14 protein-coding genes are annotated in these 18,025 nt (G+C 58.2%); 6 read left to right on the top strand and 8 right to left on the bottom strand.

What is annotated here, in order from left to right; all coding sequences use genetic code 11:
- Positions 1–309: 309 nt before the first annotated feature.
- Entirely contained in the window at positions 310–1,146 is an 837-nt protein-coding gene (gene tcdA, locus OC537_RS18105) for a tRNA cyclic N6-threonylcarbamoyladenosine(37) synthase TcdA (RefSeq protein ID WP_262113271.1), read from the top strand.
- 21 nt (positions 1,147–1,167) lie between these two features.
- Here tcdA and OC537_RS18100 read toward each other — a convergent pair whose 3' ends face one another.
- Positions 1,168–1,602 carry a SufE family protein gene (locus tag OC537_RS18100; protein ID WP_262113268.1) on the bottom strand — a complete coding sequence of 145 codons (435 nt, stop codon included), beginning with the start codon at positions 1,600–1,602 and terminating at the stop codon, positions 1,168–1,170.
- 13 nt (positions 1,603–1,615) lie between these two features.
- Positions 1,616–2,836, bottom strand: coding sequence for a cysteine desulfurase (locus OC537_RS18095; RefSeq protein ID WP_262113267.1), 1,221 nt, complete (start codon positions 2,834–2,836; stop codon positions 1,616–1,618).
- A gap of 152 nt (positions 2,837–2,988) precedes the next feature.
- Here OC537_RS18095 and rep point away from each other — a divergent pair, with 152 nt between their 5' ends.
- The gene (gene rep, locus OC537_RS18090; RefSeq protein WP_163157020.1) at positions 2,989–5,001 is read left to right on the top strand and encodes a DNA helicase Rep; all 2,013 of its coding nucleotides are present in this window, start codon (positions 2,989–2,991) and stop codon (positions 4,999–5,001) included.
- Here rep and OC537_RS18085 read toward each other — a convergent pair.
- The 5 genes from OC537_RS18085 to OC537_RS18065 all read right to left on the bottom strand — a co-directional run bounded on the left by OC537_RS18085 (position 4,988) and on the right by OC537_RS18065 (position 11,262).
- A complete protein-coding gene (locus tag OC537_RS18085; RefSeq protein ID WP_262113263.1) occupies positions 4,988–7,288 on the bottom strand; it encodes a putative bifunctional diguanylate cyclase/phosphodiesterase in 2,301 nt (766 codons plus the stop codon). The two genes, rep and OC537_RS18085, sit on opposite strands and share 14 nt — an antisense overlap.
- A gap of 84 nt (positions 7,289–7,372) precedes the next feature.
- Entirely contained in the window at positions 7,373–7,825 is a 453-nt protein-coding gene (locus OC537_RS18080) for a c-type cytochrome (protein WP_005327368.1), read from the bottom strand.
- 302 nt (positions 7,826–8,127) lie between these two features.
- A complete protein-coding gene (tdh, locus tag OC537_RS18075) occupies positions 8,128–9,153 on the bottom strand; it encodes an L-threonine 3-dehydrogenase (protein WP_025325248.1) in 1,026 nt (341 codons plus the stop codon).
- A gap of 89 nt (positions 9,154–9,242) precedes the next feature.
- On the bottom strand, positions 9,243–10,433 hold the full coding sequence (locus OC537_RS18070; RefSeq protein WP_163150214.1) for a glycine C-acetyltransferase: 1,191 nt from the start codon (positions 10,431–10,433) through the stop codon (positions 9,243–9,245).
- A 184-nt stretch (positions 10,434–10,617) separates the two neighbouring features.
- Positions 10,618–11,262, bottom strand: a complete 645-nt coding sequence (locus tag OC537_RS18065) for a TetR/AcrR family transcriptional regulator (protein WP_025325250.1) — start codon at positions 11,260–11,262, stop codon at positions 10,618–10,620.
- 146 nt (positions 11,263–11,408) lie between these two features.
- Here OC537_RS18065 and rfaD point away from each other — a divergent pair, with 146 nt between their 5' ends.
- From rfaD to OC537_RS18045, 4 genes are read left to right on the top strand one after another with little or no spacing between them, the layout of a single operon-like run.
- Positions 11,409–12,368: an ADP-glyceromanno-heptose 6-epimerase gene (gene rfaD / locus OC537_RS18060; protein ID WP_025325251.1), complete on the top strand. Its 960-nt coding sequence runs from the start codon at positions 11,409–11,411 to the stop codon at positions 12,366–12,368.
- Positions 12,369–12,417: 49 nt separating this feature from the next.
- On the top strand, positions 12,418–14,178 hold the full coding sequence (locus OC537_RS18055) for a polysaccharide deacetylase family protein (protein WP_262113254.1): 1,761 nt from the start codon (positions 12,418–12,420) through the stop codon (positions 14,176–14,178).
- A complete protein-coding gene (locus tag OC537_RS18050; protein ID WP_262113252.1) occupies positions 14,162–15,475 on the top strand; it encodes an O-antigen ligase family protein in 1,314 nt (437 codons plus the stop codon). Before OC537_RS18055 ends, OC537_RS18050 begins: the two co-directional genes overlap by 17 nt.
- Positions 15,476–15,533: 58 nt before the next feature.
- On the top strand, positions 15,534–16,493 hold the full coding sequence (locus OC537_RS18045; protein WP_262113250.1) for a glycosyltransferase family 2 protein: 960 nt from the start codon (positions 15,534–15,536) through the stop codon (positions 16,491–16,493).
- Between the two features lie 326 nt (positions 16,494–16,819).
- On the opposite strand, the gene OC537_RS18040 is transcribed toward OC537_RS18045, so the two are convergent.
- The gene (locus OC537_RS18040) at positions 16,820–17,836 is read right to left on the bottom strand and encodes a glycosyltransferase family 9 protein (RefSeq protein WP_316044162.1); all 1,017 of its coding nucleotides are present in this window, start codon (positions 17,834–17,836) and stop codon (positions 16,820–16,822) included.
- Positions 17,837–18,025: the final 189 nt, after the last annotated feature.

The raw sequence follows: 18,025 nt of genomic DNA, 5'->3' as shown, positions 1-18,025 counted from the left end.
ACGGGAAGGCCTTTTTGCTTTTGGATATTCGTGAACGGGATTAAGGAAACAAGGGACCACAGACAGGGCTGCGACTTGCCACTGGCAACTCGGTCCCTGCCTGTGGTCCCTTGTGCTTGAGCCGGACTGTGTCCGTCTCCCCATCCGCTCCGCCACTATTTAGAAAGCCCAGTCGAAAGACTGGGCTTTTTTTCGTTTCAAGAATCCAGACACTACTCACTTCCCCCTCGCATCAACACCATTATCACCCGATCATCGCCGCTGGCTGCGGTTGCCGCTATAATGGCCGCCCTCAAGCAAGGTGGTGGTATGAAAGCAGAATATCTACAGCGATTCGGGGGCATTGCCCGTCTTTATGGTCAGAGCGCCCTTGGCTCCTTCAGCCAGGCCAAGGTCTGCGTGGTGGGGATCGGCGGGGTCGGCTCCTGGGCAGCCGAGGCGCTGGCCCGCGCTGGTATCAACCAGATCACCCTGATCGACATGGATGACATCTGCATCACCAACACCAATCGCCAGATCCACGCCATGCAGGGCACGGTTGGCCGCCTCAAGACAGAAGTCATGGCCGAGCGGATTCGTGCCATCAATCCGGATTGCGAGGTGATCGAGGTGGATGACTTCGTCACCGCCGACAACCTGGCCGAGCATATCAAGCGGGAGTTTGACTATGTGGTGGATGCCATCGATTCGGTCAAGGCCAAGGTGGCGCTGATTGCCTTCTGCAAGCGCAACAAGATCCCGGTGATTGTGGCGGGCGGTGCTGGCGGGCAAATGGACCCAACCCAAATCACAGTGGCGGATCTGGCCAAGACCATTCAGGATCCGCTGGCCGCCAAGGTGCGCTCCGACTTGCGCCGGCTGCACAACTTCAGCAAGAATCCGGCGCGCAAATTCGGGGTGGAGTGTGTCTTCTCGACCGAGCAGTTGAGCTATCCCGATGGCAATGGCGGTACCTGTCAGGCCAAGGCGGCCAGCGACGGCAACATGAAGATGGATTGCGCCTCCGGCTTCGGCGCCGTGACGCCGGTGACGGCAACCTTTGGGCTGGTTGCCGCGTCCCGGGTATTGAAGAAGATTGCCGAGCGGGGCGCTCGTGCCGAGAAAGAGGTCGGGAATGAAGAAGCAGGGTCGATTAGCGAAGCCTAATCGACCACTGAACAAGGCGGGTTAGACTGCCTGTTCCCGGATTGCCAGCACTATTGCCCTGAGCCCGTTACCTCGTGACGGGCTCAGGTGTTTCTCCAGCCCCAGTTCGCTGAAATAGCCATCCACGTCAAATGTCTGGATAGCGTCGGCGGTCTGATGATTGAGCGCCGCCAGCACGATGACGATAAGGCCGCGCACTATGCGGGCGTCGGAGTCGCAGGCAAAGTGCCAGCAGCCATCCTCCCCCTTTTCGCTCTTTAGCCAGGCCTGGCTCTCACACCCCTTCAAACGGTTATCTTCGGTTTGCCACTCGGAAGGCAGGGCGGGCAGCTGCTTGCCGAGCTGGATGATGAGGCGGTATTGGTTCTCCCAGCCGTGGGCGGCGGCAAACTGCTGGCGGATGCCTTCTGCGTTGGGCTCAAGGCCGATCTGGGTATAGGTTGCTAGGCTGCTCATGGGTTTGTCTGCCTTAGAAGAAGTCACTGAGTTTGTGCAGAGCCGCCAACAGGGCGTCGACATCGTCCTGGTTGTTGTAACAGGCCAGGGAGGCCCGCAGGGTGCCGCCGATACCGAGCGATTCCATCAGCGGCATGGCGCAGTGATGGCCGACCCGCAGCGCGATCCCCTGCATGTCGAGCAGGGTGGCGGCATCCTGGGGGTGGATCTCGTCCAGCAGGAAGGAGATAGCCCCTGCCCGTTGCGCCGGCTCACCGATGAGGCGCAGGCCCGGCACCTGATGCAGGCCTGCGACCAGATAGTTGGTTAGCATTTCTTCGTGGCGGGTCAATGACCCCCTGTCTTGCTCCGTCACAAAGTCGATGGCGGCTGCGAGGCCGATGGCACCGGCAATATGGGGGGTGCCCGCCTCGAACTTGAAGGGCAGGGTATTGAAGGTGGTGCCGCTGAAGCTGACTCTGTCGATCATCTCGCCGCCCGCTTGCCAAGGCGGCATGCGCTCCAGCAGTTCGGTTCTGCCCCAGAGCACGCCTATGCCGGTCGGGCCATAGAGCTTGTGACCTGAGAAGGCATAGAAGTCGCAGCCTATGGCCTGTACATCCACCTCGAGATGGGCAACCGCCTGAGCGCCGTCGATCAGGGTCAGGGCGCCGACAGCTTTGGCGGCAGTTACTATCTGCGATACCGGATTGACGGTGCCGAGGGCATTGGAGACATGGGCCACGCTCACCAGTCGGGTGCGCGGCCCCAGCATGGCCAGGTAAGCCTCCATATCCAGATCCCCGCGCTTATCCAGCGGAATGACCCGAATAAGGGCGCCGGTGCGTTCGGCAATCAACTGCCAGGGGACGATATTGGCGTGGTGCTCCAGGGTGCTGAGGACGATTTCGTCCCCCGCCTTGAGCTCGCTCACGCCCCAGCTATGAGCCACCAGATTGATCGCCTCGGTGGTGCCGCGGGTCCAGATCACCTCATGGCTGCGGGGCGCATTGATAAAGCGGGCGACCGTCTCGCGGGCTGCCTCGAAGGCGCGGGTGGCGCGGCCGCTCAGGGCATGGGCGGCGCGGTGCACATTGGCATTGTCGGCCCGATAGTAGTGAGCTATGGCGTCCAGCACCGCCTGCGGCTTCTGGGTGGTGGCGGCGTTGTCCAGATAGATCAGAGGGTGGCCGTTCACCTCCTGCGCCAGGGCCGGAAACTGACTACGCAATTGGGCGTGCTCTTGCTGATTCATGCTCCCCTCATCTCCTCTGGAAAAGTCGGCCATGATCCGGAAAATGACGGGCAAACACAAGGCGAAGTGGCGGGATCCTGTGTCCGGTTTCGGCTGCCCGCGGGATCTCTGTTACAATGCCGCCCCTCATCATAAGCCAAGAGATCCGGCCCATGAAGCTCAACCCCAATCAGAACGAAGCGGTCAAGTTTGTCTCCGGCCCTTGCCTGGTGCTGGCGGGTGCCGGATCGGGCAAGACCCGCGTCATCACCAACAAGATCGCCTATCTGGTGCAGCAGTGCGGCTATAACGCCCGCAACATCGCCGCTGTGACCTTTACCAACAAGGCGGCGCGGGAGATGAAGGAGCGGGTCGGCCAGACCCTGGGTCGCAAGGAGGCGCGGGGGCTCATGGTCTCCACCTTCCATACCCTGGGCCTCGACATCATACGTCGCGAGCACAAGAGCCTGAATCTCAAGGCGAACTTCTCCCTGTTCGACGACACCGACCAGCTGGCGCTGCTGAAAGAATTGACCGAGTCGGAGCTCGACAACGACAAGGACAAGCTCTCGGCCCTCATCACCCAGATCTCCAACTGGAAGAACGACCTCATACTGCCGGCGCGGGCCATGCGCATCGCCCGGGGGCCGGAAGAGGTGCTGATGGCCCAGCTCTACGAGCGCTATCACCGCCAGATGGTGGCCTACAACGCGCTGGATTTCGATGACCTCATCGTGATGCCGACCCTGTTGCTGAAGAACAACGAGGAGGTGCGTACCCGCTGGCAGAACAAGATCCGCTACCTGCTGGTCGATGAGTATCAGGACACCAACACCAGCCAGTACGAGCTGGTGAAGCAGATCGTCGGCGAGCGGGCCCGCTTCACAGTGGTAGGGGATGACGATCAGTCCATCTACTCCTGGCGCGGTGCCAAGCCCCAGAACCTGGTGCTGCTGAACGAGGACTTCCCCAGCCTCAAGCTGATCAAGCTGGAGCAGAACTACCGCTCCAAGGGGCGCATCCTCAAGTGCGCCAACATACTGATCGCCAACAACCCCCATGTGTTCGACAAGGCGCTCTTCTCCGAACTCGACTACGGGGTGCCGGTCAAGGTGCTGTTCGCCAAGAACGAGGAGCACGAGGCGGAGCGGATCGCCGCCGAGATGATGGGCCACAAGTTCATGAATCGCACCCGGTTCAAGGACTACGCCATCCTCTATCGGGGCAACCATCAGTCGCGCATCTTCGAGAAGGCGCTGATGACCAACCGCATCCCCTATCGCATCTCCGGTGGCACCTCGTTTTTCTCCCGCACCGAGATCAAGGACATCATGGCCTATCTCAAGCTGCTGGTGAATCCGGACGAGGACACCGCCTTCCTGCGGGTGGTCAACCTGCCGCGCCGGGAAATCGGCCCCACCACGCTTGAGAAGCTGGGGCAGTACGCCAACCAGCGCGGCAAGAGTCTGTTTGCCGCCAGCTTCGAGCTGGGGTTGGAGCAGCACCTCTCTGGCCGTGGTCTGGTGGCTTTGCAGGCCTTTACCAACTGGCTGGTGCGGCTCGGCGATCAGGCGCAGCGGGGCAACCCGGTGGAGGCGGTGCGGGACATGATCAAGGAGATCCACTACGAGGAGTGGCTCTATGAGACCTCCCCCAGCCCGAAGGCGGCCGAGATGCGGATGCAGAACGTCTCCACCCTCTATCGCTGGATCACCGAGATGCTGGAGGGGGACGAGCTGGAAGAGGCCATGACGCTCGCCCAGGTGGTCACTCGCCTCACCCTGCGGGACATGATGGAGCGCAACGAGGGAGAGGACGATGCGGATCAGGTGCAGCTGATGACACTGCACGCCTCCAAGGGGCTGGAGTTTCCCTATGTCTACATGGTGGGCATGGAGGAGGGCTTGCTGCCCCACCAGACCAGCATCGACGAGGACAACGTGGAGGAGGAGCGCCGTCTCGCCTACGTAGGCATCACCCGGGCCCAGACCGAGCTGACTTTCACCCTCTGCAAGGAGCGACGCCAATACGGCGAGTCGGTGCGGCCCGAGCCGAGCCGTTTCCTGCTGGAGCTGCCCCAGGACGATCTGGAGTGGGAAAACCAGAAGAAGGTGACGGCTGAGGAGCGCCAGCAGAAAGGGCAGGTCGGCGTCGCCAACCTGAGGGCCCTGTTCAAGAAGGATTGAGTGAAGGTTCGGCCGGGGGCTCTGCCTGGGTGAGCAGCGGTATGATGTCGGATCCTGGCAGAGGCGGGGATATGTGGCGCCCCTGTCCCAGGGCGCAGCCCAGCTCGATCAGCTTCTGCAACTGCTGCTGGTTCTCTATGCCCTCGACCACCAGGGTGAAGTCGAGATCCTGACAGATGTCCCGCATGGCACGGATCAGCGCCAGGTCCTTGGGGGAGTTCAGCATGCGATGGGTGAAGCTGTCATCCACCTTGATGTAGTCCACCGGGAAGTGGAACAGGGCATTGAGGGAGGAGAAGCCGGTCCCGAAGTCGTCCAGGCTGATCTGGATCCCCTTGGCCCTGAGCTCATGGAGCGAGGTGAGTGAGTCGGCACTCTGCCTGGAGAGCTCCCGCTCGTTGAATTCGAAGATGAAGTAGCCGGGTATCACCCCCTCCTCCTCCATGATGTGGACCAGTGCCATGATCTGCTCGCGGCTGGCCAGGTGCTTGCCGGACAGGTTGAGCGATATCTTGAAGCGACCGCCGTCCGAAATCTGCAGCCAGCCCTTCAGCTGCTGGCAGGTGCGCCTGAGGATCTGGCGATCCAGATCCTGAATGAGGCCGCACTGCTCGGCCAGTGGAATGAAGTCGAAGGCATCCTTCAGTTCTCCCTCCTCGGTGATCCAGCGCGCCATCACCTCCAGCCCCACCAGGCGACTCTCCTTCAGTCTGATCACCGGCTGGAAGTAGGGCACTATCCTGCCTTCCCGCAAGGCCCTGAACAGCCGCTCTTCGGGCGAGCCCGAGTGCTCCATGCAGGCATCTGAGTACATGACGATGCGACTGCGGCCATTGCGCTTGGCCTGGTACATGGCGAGATCGGCCTGGTGCAGCAGCTCGCTGATGTCCGTGGTCTGCTCCGACACGCTGGCCACCCCCAGGCTGATGGTGACGGCCAGCTCATTGCCCTGAAGCCGGAACGGGTGGGCAATGCGGCCTAGAATGCGGTTGAGTACGGGGCTGACGTCCTCCTCCTGCTGGCTGTTGTCCAGATAGATGACAAACTCGTCGCCCCCCAGCCTGGCCACCATGTCATTTTGCCGGATGCAGCTCTGCAGACGCTTGGCCAGCTCCTGCAGCAGCTGGTCGCCGGCACTGTGGCCCAGGGCGTCATTGACCTGCTTGAAATGATCCACGTCGGCGAAGATCAGGGTGAAGCCGGCCGTCTGGTAACGGCGGTAACGGGTCATGGCATGGTGAAGGTGGTTCATCAGCAGGGCCCGGTTCGGCAGCTGGGTCAGCGGGTCGTGCAGCGCATTGAACTGGAGCCGCCGCTCCAGCTCCTGATGATGTCTGAGCCGTTTCTGCAGCCGCAGGTTGGTCTGGCGCAGCTGCTGTAGCCGCTGGTTGATGGACTCTTCCGAGTTGAGTTCATCCAGCTGCTGCCTGACTCTCTTGAGTTCCAGCAGCAGGGTCAACTGGTGGCGCAGGAAGTCGAGGAACAGCCTGTCATCGGCTTCCAGGGGCTGGGCAGTATTGATGATGAGGTGGGCGAAATACTGTTGCTGCTGGCGCAGGGGCAGGCTGTACCAGAACAACCCGGCCTCGCTGCGCTCTATGCTGTTGGTGCTGTGGCACAGGGCCCTGATGACGTCGTCATCGTAGGCGAGCCGCGTCGGATAGAGTTTCTCCAGCCGCTGGTTGTCGAGGCGGACCAGCAGCATGTCATTGACGGCCAGCATCTGGCGCAGCACGGCCTCCAGCTGGGAAAACAGGGCATGCTGCGGCAGATTGTGGGCCAACCGCATGATACGGCTGATTTTTTCAATCTTCTGCTGCCATTGGGGATCCCGCTGCATCAGGGGGGAAGCCTGCCCCGCCAGCTGGGTGCCGGTCTGGGTTTCGTGCAGGCGCTTGGCCAGACACTCCAGCAGCAATCTCAGAGTCGGGGTCTGTTCGGGGGCGCCGCGGGCCAGCAGCCATTGCACCTCATAGTGCTCTACCGCCTGCACGCACCATCCCTGATGTTCATCGAGCCGGGTGAGCTGTTCGGTGAGACGGGGCTCTTCGCGTCCCAACTGCTGCTTGAACGCCTCGGGTAGCTGATGTGCATACAGCCAGTGCAGGCCTCCATCGGCCAGCCCCAGCATGGCAAAGTGCTGCAGGGGGCAGAGTCTGCCCAGTTGCTCTACCAGTCTGGCGTAATCCTCAGGGGAGGCGATGCCGGGCGCGGGAAAATCCATGATGGAAGAAACGACCGCCAGCAAGGGGGGGGGATCTGGCGGTGTGAGGGGCTGGACTGACATGCAATACTCCCGAATAAACTCACCTACAAGCGTAGTCGGAAGTGATTGGATTGAAAGGGCTGCAATAGGAGCCCTTTCAACCACTTAGAGCTTGTCGATCATGTAGTGAATGGCGTTTTCGATCTCTTCGTCACTACAGGCCGCGCAGGTGCCCCGTGCCGGCATCATGCCAGCCTTGCCGGTGAAGCCTTCGATGGCATGCTTGCGCAGGGTGTCGAACCCCTGGGCGATGCGTGGTTCCCAGGCCGCCTTGTCCCCGCGCTTGGGCGCGCCAGCCGCGCCGGTATCATGGCAGGCAAAGCAGGCGCCCTTGAACACTGTCTCGCCATCACGGGGACCGGACGAGGCAGCAGCAGGGGCGGCCGCGGCCGTCGCAATGCCTTCCAGATCCTTGGCGGTGTAGACCTGACCGACCGGGGCTATGCGTTCGGCGATGGCTTCCGTCGACATCTCATCGGCGGCAAAGACGGCGCCGGACAGGGTGGCGGCCGCCATCCCGGCAGCCAGCAAATAGCTCAGTTTTTTCAACACGCTCATGTACTCCAGCAGGCTCTTATTATCCCTAGAAAACGACGGGATTATAACCGAATAGTTACAGGCATTTAAACGCTTGTGTGTGAAGTGTTAAGCAATCTGCGAACAAAGTTTTTGCGGCGGGAGAGGCGGCAGGCCAGGCAAGTGCAAAAAGAAACCCGGCTTTCGCCGGGTTTCTTCAGTCAGCAGTGAAAAAAACTCACTTATCCCCGTTGCGGATCACCTTGCAAGTTGGTCGCCCCGCCCGGGGCGCATGGCATCCAGAGCGCGTTGCAGGCAGGTGTTCTGGCACGGCTGAGGCCTTATCAATCCCAGTTCAGGATCACCTTGCCGGACTTGCCTGACCCCATGGCTTCGAAGCCCTGCTGGAAGTCATCGATGTGGAAGTGATGGGTGATGATGGGGCTGAGATCCAGGCCGGACTGGATGAGGCTGGCCATCTTGTACCAGGTCTCGAACATCTCGCGACCATAGATCCCTTTGATAAACAGTCCCTTGAAGATCACCTTGTTCCAGTCGATGGCCATGGTGGAGGGGGGAATGCCGAGCATGGCAATCTTGCCGCCGTGGTTCATCTTGTCGATCATGTCCTGGAAGGCGCTGGGCACGCCGGACATCTCCAGCCCCACATCGAAGCCTTCGGTCATGCCGAGCTCGTCCATCACGTCGGAGAGTTTCTCCTTGGCCACGTTGACGGCGCGGGTGGCGCCCATCTTGCGGGCCAATTCGAGGCGGTATTCGTTGACGTCGGTGATCACCACGTGACGGGCACCCACATGGCGGCAGACGGCGGCAGCCATGATGCCGATGGGGCCGGCACCGGTGATGAGCACGTCTTCACCCACCAGATCGAAGGAGAGGGCTGTGTGTACGGCGTTGCCGAACGGATCGAAGATTGCGGCCAGCTCATCGGGGATGTTGTCCGGCAGCTTGAAGGCGTTGAAGGCCGGGATCACCAGGTATTCGGCGAAGGAGCCCGGGCGGTTGACGCCGACCCCTATGGTGTTGCGGCACAGGTGGGTACGACCGGCGCGGCAGTTGCGGCAGTGGCCGCAGGTGATGTGGCCTTCGCCTGAGACGCGATCGCCGATGGCGAAGCCGCGCACTTCCTGGCCGACGGCGACCACCTCTCCCACGTACTCGTGACCGACCACCATGGGCACGGGTATGGTCTTCTGGGCCCACTCATCCCAGTTGTAGATGTGCATGTCGGTGCCGCAGATAGCGGTCTTGCGGATCTTGATCAGCAGATCGTTGTGGCCGAGCTCGGGGGCCGGGACGTCCGTCATCCAGATGCCGGCTTCGGATTTGAGTTTGGAGAGTGCTTTCATGACAGATTCCTCACGGCGCTGTGCCGGGTACAGAGGGTAATAAAATGGGGCCCAACCTTGGCCCCCGTTTTAATCAGCTAGCCATGTGATCAAATCACACCGAGCTCGCGGCCGATGCGGATGAAGGCATCGATGGCCTTGTCCAGCTGCTCGCGGGTATGGGCGGCAGACATCTGGGTTCGGATGCGGGCCTGGCCCTTGGGCACCACGGGGAAGGAGAAGCCCACCACGTAGATGCCGGCGGCCAGCATGCGGCTCGCCATCTCGGCGGCCAGCTTGGCATCTCCCAGCATGACCGGAATGATGGCGTGATCGGCACCGGCCAGGGTGAAGCCGGCGGCGCTCATCCGGGTGCGGAAATACTCGCTGTTCGCTTTCAGGCTGGCCCGCAGCGCGTGACCCTCGGCCAGCATGTCGATCACCTTGATGGTGGCCGAGACGATGGAGGGGGCCAGGGAGTTGGAGAAGAGGTAGGGACGGGAGCGCTGGCGCAGCCAGTCGATGACCTCTTTCTTGCCGGAGGTGTAGCCGCCGGAGGCGCCGCCGAGCGCCTTGCCCAGGGTGCCGGTAATGATGTCGACCCTGTCCAGCACGCCGCAGTATTCGTGGGTGCCACGGCCGTTCTCGCCGATGAAGCCCACCGCGTGGGAGTCATCCACCATCACCAGGGCGTCGTATTTGTCGGCCAGATCGCAGATGGATTTGAGGTCGGCGATGACACCGTCCATGGAGAAGACGCCATCGGTGGCGATCAGCTTGAAGCGGGCGCCGTCGGCATTGGCCTGCTTGAGCTGGGCTTCCAGCTCGGCCATGTCGTTGTTGGCGTAACGATAGCGCCTGGCCTTGCACAGCCGCACGCCGTCGATGATGGAGGCGTGGTTGAGTGCATCTGAGATGATGGCGTCTTCGGCGCCGAACAGGGTCTCGAACAGACCGCCGTTGGCATCGAAGCAGGAGGAGTAGAGGATGCTGTCCTCGGTGCCGAGGAAGGCGGACAGTTTCTGCTCCAGCGCCTTGTGCTGGTCCTGGGTACCGCAGATGAAGCGTACCGAGGCCATGCCGAAGCCGTGGCTGTCGAGCCCCTGATGGGCGGCGGCAATAAGATCCGGGTGGTTGGCCAGCCCCAGGTAGTTGTTGGCACAGAAGTTCAGAACCTGCTCGCCGCCCACCGCAATCTGGGCCTGCTGAGCCGAGGTGATGATGCGTTCCTGCTTGTATAGCCCTTCCGCCTTGACCTGTTCGAGCTGTTCGGCCAGGTGACGATAGAATCCGTTAGACATCCTCGGTCCTCATTGACTGTGTCGACTGTGTTATCAGGATCTTGGGCCGTGCGAGGTGCACGGAGTGACGTCGTCGCGGTCGTGACGAAACGTCGACAGACCCTGGAATGGGCAACATTTTACTGCAATCGTTGCGCACCAATTCAAATTATTATGCTGATATTCAACAATTGTGAAACAGATCTCACCCTGCTGGTTGGGCCAGTTGGTGGTAGTGCTGCTCCAGTTGGCGGATCTGGGCGATCACCTGGGGCTGCACATAGGGGCGCAGCAGGAAGAGCACCCGCAAGACCCCCTGATAAAGCAAGGGCTTGGTGATGCGGGTATGGGGCGCCTGGGCAATCTGGAAGGGGATCCAGCAGGTGACCACCATCTTGATGGTCTGGCCGAGATCCGGCAGATCTTCGTCGCTGACGTCTATGATGCCCCCCTCGCGCAGGCTCCTCAGCAGCGCTTCCACGGCGGCGCGCAGCTGCTCCTGGGCCTTGAGGTACTTGTGCTGCAAGGGTTCGTCGCGACTGAGGATGTCCGGCAGGTTGGCGTAGAAGAAGCGGAACTGCCACATCAGATAGAAGATGGCATCCAGATAACCCATCAGATCTTCCAGCTTGATCTCGTGGCTGCGGGCCGGCGTGAAGCTCTCGCTCAGGTGGCGGGCGTATTGATCGAAGATGGAGTGGATGATGTCTTCTTTATTGCGGAAGTGGTAATAGAGGTTGCCCGGGCTGATGCCGAGATGGGCGGCAATGTGGTTGGTGGTGATGTTGCGTTCACCCTGATCGTTGAACAGCTCGGTGGCGCTGTGGATGATCCTGTCTCTGGTCTTCATCACTGATCCCTCTGCCGGGCCCTGTGCGCCGAGGTCGAATCCCCTGGCGGCCCGTGATAAACTTTTCGGCAATTTCAAATTGGCCCACTATACACAGCTTTAACAGGCAGTCACACGGGGCCATCAACGTACGCGAGGCAAACTCCATGATCGTAGTAACTGGCGGTGCTGGCTTTATCGGCAGCAATCTGGTCAAGCAGCTGAACGCTCAAGGACGGACCGATATCGTGGTCATCGACGACCTGACCGACGGCACCAAGTTCGTCAACCTGGTCGATCTCACCATCGCCGATTACATGGACAAGGACGAGTTCCAGGCGCGGATCGTCTCCGGTGACGAGTTTGAAGAGTGGGATGGCGGCATCGAGGTGATCTTCCACGAAGGTGCCTGCTCCGCGACTACCGAGTGGAACGGCAAGTTCATCATGGAGGTCAACTACGAGTACTCCAAGGATCTGTTCCACTACTGCATCGAGCGGGAAATTCCCTTCATCTATGCCTCCTCCGCCGCGACCTATGGCGGCCGCAACGACAACTTCATCGAAGATCCCAAGTTCGAGCAGCCCCTCAACGTCTATGGCTACTCGAAGCAGCTGTTCGATCAATACGTGCGCCGCTGGCTGCCGGAGATCGACTCCCAGGTGGTTGGCCTGAAATACTTCAATGTCTACGGCCCGCGCGAGCAGCACAAGGGCTCCATGGCCTCCGTCGCCTTCCACCTCAACAACCAGGTGAAGCAGGGGGACAATCCCAAGCTGTTCGAGGGTTGTGACGGCTTCCCGGACGGTGGCCAGATGCGCGACTTCATCTATGTGGACGACGTCTGCAAGGTGAACCTCTGGTTCTGGCAGAACCCGCAGCACTCCGGCATCTTCAACTGTGGTACCGGCCGTGCCGAGCCGTTCCAGAACGTGGCCGAGGCCGTGATCAAGCATCACCAGCAAGGCGCCATCGAGTACATCCCCTTCCCGGATCACCTCAAGGGTCGCTATCAGAGCTTCACCCAGGCCGATCTGACCCGCTTGCGTGGCGTCGGTTATGACGGCGAGTTCAAGACTGTCGCCGAAGGCGTGGCCGATTACATGGCCTGGTTGAACCGGGCTTGATCCCCCTCTGACGGGCGGCCCTGGCCGCCCGTCGATCGGATGCGCTTGCATGAACATATTGATGGCACTCTCCCAGCTCGAAGTCACGGGAGCTGAGGTCTATGCCACCACGGTCGGCAACGAGCTGACCCGGCGTGGTCACAACGTCTTTTACGTGTCAGATACCCTGACCAAGCCCACCCAAGGGCCCGTATTCAAGCTGAGGTTCAACAAGCGCAGCATACTGCGCCGCTTCTGGCATGTGTTTTACCTCATCTATCTCATCAGGAAGCACCACATCCAGCTGGTTCATGCCCACTCCCGCGCCTCCGGCTGGAGCAGCTATGTGGCCTGCAAGCTGACCAGCACCCCCATGATCACCACAGTTCATGGCCGTCAGCCGGTGCATGCCTCCCGCAAGGCGTTTCATGCCCTCGGCTATCGGGCTGTGGCGGTGTGCGAAGATATAGCCCGCCAGATCATCAACAACCTGGGGGTGGATCCCGCCATGGTGCAGGTGCTGCGCAACGGCATAGAGACCGACAGATTCCAGCCTGTGCCGGCACCGGACAACGCCAGGCCGGTGATCGCCATCATAGGTCGACTGAGCGGCCCCAAGGGGGAGCTCTGCTATCGCCTGCTGGACGAGGTACTGGACTTGGACGCCTGCCAAGTCCGTGTCGTCAGCGGCACTCAGGTGCCGGAGCGCTTTGCGCGCTTCCAGGACAAGGTCGATTTCGTCGGCTATGTGGACGATGTGCCCGCCCTGCTGGCGCAGTGCGATCTGGTGATCGGCGCTGGCCGGGTGGCGATGGAGGCCCTGCTGTGCGGCCGCCCCGCCTTCGCCATCGGCGAGGCCAAGGCCATAGGGCTGGTGACCGAACAGAATCTGGACGAGGCGCTGGCCAGCAACTTCGGCGACATAGGGCCCCAGGATCTGGCCATCGATTTTGCCGCGCTGAAGGGACAGATAGCCCCGTCACTGGCCGCCAAGCAGGTGCCGGACAGCCTGCGTCAGCGCATCCGGCAGGAGTATGACTTGCAGCAGGTGGTGAGCGGGCTCGAGTCCATCTATCAGGATGCCGTGGTCGAGACCCTGCGCCGGGAGATGCCGGTCATCATGTATCACCGCTTCATCGAGCATGAGAGCGAGAAGGGAGTGCACGGCACCTGGCTGCCCGTCGCCATGTTCGAGAAACACCTCAAGCTGATGAAGTGGCTGGGTTACGAGACGCTGACCTTCGCGGATCTGGCGGACAAGGGCCTCATCCACCGCCTGCAGCATGGCAAGAAGTACCTGATGATCACCGTCGATGACGGTTATCGGGACAACCTTACCCGCATGCTGCCCCTGCTGGAAAAATATGGCTACAAGGCGGTGGTGTACATAGTGACAGGCGAGGATCACAATCGCTGGGACGTGGAGCATCCGACCCACCCCGATACGCCGGTGGCCCTGATGAATGGCGATGAGATAAGCGCGCTGGTGGCCTCCGGTCACGTGGAGATCGGGGGACATACCCTGACTCATCCGCGCCTCAGCACGCTGGCTCCCGAGCAGCAGGCGCGCGAGATCCGGGCCAACAAGGAGAGGCTGGAACGGCTGCTTGGCCATCCGCTCCTGTCGTTTGCCTACCCTTACGGGGATCTGAACGAGAGCGCGAAAGCCGAGGCCTGCGCCGCCGGCTACCGCTATGCTGTGGCCACCAACAGCGGCCCCAGAGCCATGCATCGGGATCCATTCCAGATCCGCCGGATCGCCATCTTCCCCCGCACCGACATGTTCGGGTTGTGGCGCAAGATCAGGGGTAATTATGTCTTCAGGAAATAAAGAAGTGGTAGAGAAAAGTATACCGTTAAACACCAACCCGTCGGATAAGATAAGCCCTTGCTGGTGGCGTCAGGGTCAAGTATTGCCGCTGATGGTTCAACTGTCAGCCTTTCTATTTGGCGCACTGGCACTGGTGATACCCAGTGGTTACTCCTACGGCCCCGCACTGTTGCTTCTGGCAAGTCTCTACTTTATTGTCACGAAACGTTCGACGTTGAGATTGAGCAAAGAGTTCAAGCTTATCGGGCTCGGCTTTCTGCTCTATTTTACAGTCATGGCGATATCCATCTGGCTGGATGGCGGTAGAATAAGCGAGGTTGACCGGGCCAGCCGGGCAGTGATGGCGGCAGCTATGCTTCCCTTATTAGCCTTTGTGCCGGTGCGTCTTCCTCTATTTTTATCAGGCTGTGGTGTAGGGGCACTGCTGGCATTTGGTTCCGCTATTTATGACAAGTTTATCTTGGGCTATGGGCGGGCATTTGATGATGTGATGCCAATTCAAAGCGGTAATATTGCCATGTCGTTGGGGCTTTTTTGCCTCTGTGGTATGTTTTGGGCACAAAAGAAAGGGAAATTGGCCTTCTCGCTCCTTATGCTATTGGGGGCTTTCGCCGGGATGGGCGCGAGTTTCCTTTCAGGTACCCGCGGAGGCTGGGTATTGCTACCTGTTATTTTGCTAACTATTGGAATGTTGTTCAAAGAGAGCCTCTATCGCAAGAGAGCAATCGCTATGATTGCCGGTATCTTGCTATGTGGGGGAGGGCTCATAGCTCAGCCGCAGAGTGGTGTGGAGGCTCGAATCGAGCAGACTCAACACGATATCAGCCAATATCTTGACAAAACCAACCTCAACACATCTCTGGGGATCAGGTTCCAGCTTTGGCAGAGCGCCTGGCAGAGCTTTACCGAGAAACCGCTGTTTGGCTGGGGAAACCATGGAGTCAGGGCGTCACAGAAGGCACAGCTGGCACGGGGGGAAATAAGCCAGTTTATCTATAACTTCAATTCCCATGCTCATAACCAATTCCTTGATGAAATGGCCAAGCGCGGTGTTATCGGTCTTGGCGCCCTACTGATTATGCTACTTACCCCTCTATTCCTGGTAAAGCGACGATTACGTCAACCCCATGATGCTGATATGCATTGTGGAGCTGCATTGCTTATTGTCACCATTTTTTCATCGATTGATTACTGCCTCAGTCAGGCATTTTTCGGTCACAACTCTGGTATTACGTTCTTTGTCTCATCCTTGGTTATAGCTGCATCCATTGTTTTTAAGAAAAATGAAAACGAATAAATTAATAGCGCCAAATAGGGAGTTATACAGCTTCTTGGTGTGGTTAATCTAATGAATAATGCGATCATTAAAATTAGAGAGGTATAGAGTGGGGGTTTCTATTTCAATTGTGATTTTAAATTACAATTCGTCTAAATACACAATGGATTGCATAGATAGTATATTGAGTAGCTCATATCAGAACTATGAAATAATAGTGGTTGATAACAACTCAAACGCGGATGAACGTGGTGTAATTATTGATTATTTGAAAATTAACAATAATGATAAAATACACTTTATAGAAAATGATAATAATTTCGGGTTTGCTCTTGGAAATATATTTGGAATATCAGCAGCAAAAGGAGAGTACATATTTGTTCTTAACAATGATACGCTAGTGGATGAGGGTGCGCTTGATATACTTCATTCATTTATGGAGGATAATCCAGACGTATCGCTGTGTATACCATCTCAGTATAATAAAGATGGTATATATCATCCATCCTTTGCCTATTTACCATCAGTAGCTAATCAGTGGTTTGGCAACGGATTATGTCGAATGTTAAAACCATCAGAATATATGGATAGGAAGATGGAATATAAAACTCCATTTAGTGTCCAAATGGGTAGTGGAGCATCAATGTTTTTTCGCGCATCCGATTATTTTAAAATTGGAGGTCTAGATCCTAATTTCTTCCTTTACTGTGAGGAAGAGGATATCTGCATTAGAATGAAGAAAGAAAAAATGAATATATTTTTTGTTCCTGATGCAAAGATAATTCATTATGGTGGTGGGAGTACGAATAGAAATCTAGACATAGAAATAGAGTTTTACAGGTCTTTATTTTATTTTTTCGATAAAAATTATAATTTTTTATCTGCAAAAGCTCTTAAGTTTAGATTTCTTATCAAGGAACTCATCAAATCATGTAAAAAACCAGCCAGATTTAAGCTATTCTTGGCTATTATCATGAGGTCATCACTGTCTCATTCCTTAAGACATAAGCAACGAGGCTTGAAAATTAATATCATTTAACAATGGATGAGCTACTAGGGGGTGATCTTAAATAGACTATTTTCTTAAAACATGGCCTGTGTTTAAATAAACTATAGAAAGTGACATTAAAATCAGCTGAGATATAATGTAATTATTCCAACAGATTACGAAAGAATAATCACATATAGTCCACTATCTTTAACCAAGTTTCTAGCGTCAATCTATCGTTCCGAGTACGAGAGTCATTCAATCATATCGGTGGTGGTGAAACTCGTTTTCGGGTGGCATGGCCATAACCAGCAACGAATTAAAGGTCTAGACCATAAATTGCGTTACTGGCGGGGCATACTTCGGTAGCCGATTATTTATTCATTGTCGTGAGCTATTCCTAGCTCAGCACAGAATGTGGCCAGTCTCTCCTGCACATTCAAGATTTCCCGCTCCGGATCCTGGTGGTCGGTGTTGATGAACTGATAGCGGGGATGAGAGACAGGGTTGGCAATGGCGGAGTGACCCAGGGGAGAGACTATGGTCAGCAGCGGTATGTCCAGCGCCTGTGCCATATGCCGCGGGCCTGTGTCGTTGCCGACGAACAGCTGGCAATGGGCGAAGATGCCCGCGAGCTCCCGCACCGAGCGGGTCTGTATGTGGTCAAACACGCTGGCCTGCAGCGCGGCGGGCAGCAAGGGCTTCAGGCTGCGGTTGTACTCTTCCTCCCCTGGCCCGCAGTAGATCAGGATCTGGGCGTGGTGCTGCTCTATCAGCCAGCGTGCCACCTCGGCGAAACAGTCGATGGGCCAGCGCTTGTAGTGTCCAAGGGAGTTGACCCCCATGGCGATCAGCGGCCTGCCCGGATCTATGCCGGCGGCCTGCAGTGTCTCCCGTCCCCGTTGCTTCTCCGCTTCACTCAGCCAGAGATAGTAGTTGCGATCCTCCCTGGCGAGCCCCAGAGGCTTTAGCAGCGAGAATCTGTCATCCACCAGGGTGCTGTTGCCCTGATGCTCGGTGTCATGGCGAAAGCGCACTATGCGGTTGTGGCCGAGTCGCCAGGGGAAGGAGTCAAAGCCGATCCGCAGTTTTGCCCCCGAGACAAGGCAGGTGAGCAGGCCTATCATCTGGCCCTGGCTGTTGATCACCACGTCGTAGCGCTCGCGGCGAATGCCCAGCAGCAACTCCTTCATGTAGCGCCACTCGTTGCGGCGCGCCTTCTCGATGACGATCAGGCGATCTATGTTGGGGTTCCCCTCTGCCATCCCCGCGCAGTAATCCATGACCAGATAGTGAACCTCCCCGGCGGGGTCGTGCTGCTTGAGGTTGTTGCACAGTGCGGTGGAGATCAGCACGTCTCCTATCTGTTTGGTTTGTACTACCAGGTATTTCATGGAAGAGGCCTCGGGTGAGGTCGGGTGGAACGTCAGCGCACCAGCATATCGCACTCCCCCGTCAGATGCTGCCGCTGTGGGTTGAAAATCCGATCCAACGCACTGTGTTTGCACATATTTTCGGCGTCGATGGGGTGGGGGCTGCCGCTAACAGCAGGCGCGGCCCATAGACCGCGCCTGCAGGCTGGC

Origin of the sequence: Aeromonas sp. Marseille-Q5825 (assembly GCF_946892685.1) — a bacterium.
GTDB classification, from domain to species: Bacteria; Pseudomonadota; Gammaproteobacteria; order Enterobacterales; family Aeromonadaceae; genus Aeromonas; species Aeromonas rivipollensis.
Note: the sequence above shows the minus strand (reverse complement) of the source record. Positions and strands in the feature narration are given on the sequence as shown.